Consider the following 1,528-nt stretch of genomic DNA (forward strand, 5'->3'; position numbering starts at 1 on the left):
GGCCGCGGCCAGCGCCGGGCGGGTGCCGACGAGCGCCGCGAGCCCGCCCCACGCCAGGGTCAGCGCCGCCGTCACCGCGCCGTTCGTGACCGACCAGGCGCCGAGCACCCGGGCCACCTTGTCCGGGTCCGTCTGCTCCAGGCGGTACGTGGCGTACACCGGGCCGAAGACGCCGCAGCAGGTGATCAGGCCCAGCTCGACGACCATGACGAGGGCCAGGCCGGCCGCGCCGGGGCCGATGAACGCGAGCCCCACCGGCCACAGTGCCCGTGCCACCCCGCTCGCCCACAGCACCCGGCGCTGTCCGAACCGGGCCGACAGCGGGCGGGCGAGCCGGGAGCCGAGGAGCCCGCCGAGGCACGGCACGCCGAAGGCGAGCCCGTACTGCCAGGGCGAGAAGCCGAGGTCGCCGAGCATCAGCACCGCGACGAGCGGGGAGCCGACCATGATCAGGGCGTTGACCAGGACCGTGTTGAGGAACAGCAGGCGCAGCGTGGGGTGGGCGAGGATGTGGCGCCAGCCCTGGGTGAGGGCGGGGACGAGCGCTTCGCGTCCGGCGGGCCGCACGGGCGGCCGCTCGGGGGCGCGGATGGCGCGGATGCCGAGCGCGGACAGGACGTAGCTGACCGCGTCCAGGACGACCGTGGTCAGCGGCCCGAACGCCCCGATCAGCACCCCGCCGAGCGGGGGTCCCACGGCGGTCGCCGTCCACTGCGTCGACTCGAACCGGCCGTTGGCAACGAGGAGTTGGTCGCCGGGGACCAGGTCCTTCAGGTGGGCGCCGCTCGCCGTCTTGAACGCGATGTCCGACGCCGCGACGAGCACCGACACCACCACCAGCTGCCCGAACGACAGCACGTCGAGGGCGAACGCGGCGGGCAGCGAGAGCAGCGCCGCGCAGCGGACGAGGTCGGTGGCGATCATCACCGGACGCTTGTGCCGGAACTCCACCCACGGCCCGAGCGGCACCGCCACCAGCGCGCCCATCGCGAGCCCGGCCGCCGCCAGGAACGACACCTGCGCGGCCCCGCTGTGCAGGACGAGCACCGCGATCAGCTGGAACGCGTCGAGGGCCAGCCACGTCCCGGCCGTGCTGGCCGCGAACGCGGCCCACAGCCAGCCGAAGTCCCGCCCGAGTTTCATGAAAGACCCCTCATTCGCCTCATGACCTGCGATCCAAGCGGTGCGGGCGGGCCCGATCAAACAACCGGAAGCCGCATTCCGTACAACCCGTGGTTGTATGGCGAGGTGGATATCGAAGCCCTGCGCACCTTCGTCGCCGTCGCCGACGAGGGGCAGTTCCAGGTGGCCGCGGCCGAGCTGGACGTCAGCCAGCAGGCCGTCTCCAAGCGGGTCGCCGCGCTGGAGCGCGAGCTGGGCGTGCGGCTCTTCACGCGCGTCCCGCGCGGCGCCCGGCTCACCCTCGACGGGCAGGCGTTCCTGCCGCACGCCAGGTCCGTGCTGCGCGCCGCCGAGCGGGCCGCCGCGTCCGTGCGTCCCGGGAAGCGGCCGCTGCGGATCGACGTGC

Annotated in this window: 2 protein-coding genes; one reads left to right on the top strand and one right to left on the bottom strand. The window is 74.2% G+C overall.

The genetic code is table 11. From position 1 onward, the window contains the following. On the bottom strand, positions 1-1,143 hold a 1,143-nt coding region (locus G3I40_RS35435), incomplete at its 3' end, for an MFS transporter (protein WP_164558948.1). A gap of 105 nt (positions 1,144-1,248) precedes the next feature. Here G3I40_RS35435 and G3I40_RS35440 point away from each other — a divergent pair. Further along, the coding region (locus tag G3I40_RS35440) for a LysR family transcriptional regulator (RefSeq protein WP_164558949.1) at positions 1,249-1,528 on the top strand (280 nt) is incomplete at its 3' end.

The sequence above is a fragment of the Streptomyces sp. SID14478 genome (genome assembly GCF_010548525.1).
Taxonomy (GTDB): Bacteria; Actinomycetota; Actinomycetes; order Streptomycetales; family Streptomycetaceae; genus Streptomyces.